1 protein-coding gene is annotated in these 595 nt (G+C 44.7%); it reads right to left on the reverse strand.

The window, feature by feature from the left end:
- Positions 1-595 (reverse strand): EscU/YscU/HrcU family type III secretion system export apparatus switch protein (locus tag R7040_RS28145; RefSeq protein WP_318097842.1); only part of this gene is annotated, 595 nt, incomplete at both ends.

The raw sequence follows: 595 nt of genomic DNA on the forward strand, positions 1-595 counted from the left end.
TTTAATTCTTGCTTCGTCATGCGAAGTTCTTTGAGGTGTTCCCAGCGTTGGTAAGGAATATCAATCACACCAAACAACAGCAAAGCAAATCCCATCAAGAGCAGCCCTTCAAACAAGATAGACATCACCATTGAAAAACCTTGGTTAAGCGGTAGGTTTTGAATGCCTAACAATGGCTGAAGGTGATTGTCCAAGTAGCCGTAAAGGATGCCGAAAATCACCGTTACTTTGATTGTCGACTTAACCAGTTCCACCAACGAACGCGTTGAGAAAATACGCTTAATGCCGCTGAGCGGGTTGAGTTTACTCAGTTTTGGCAACATGTTTGCGGGACGAAACATCCAGCCGCCCAAGACCATACTGCTACCGAACGTCACGATGATGATAACCGTGAAAAGTGGCAACAGCATTTCGATGATCATGCCAAGGCTCTGACCCACTTGTTCTACCATTTGCTGTGGGTTTTCTAGGTCGGCTTTCGTCAACGACATGTTATAGCGAAAAATGCCGAACATGCTTTCCCAGATGCTATTGATTTGAGAGTAAAAATACAGCGCTACAGCCATAAAAATGACTGCAGTGGTGAACTCTTTCG

This window comes from Vibrio sp. 1069, from assembly GCF_033340555.1.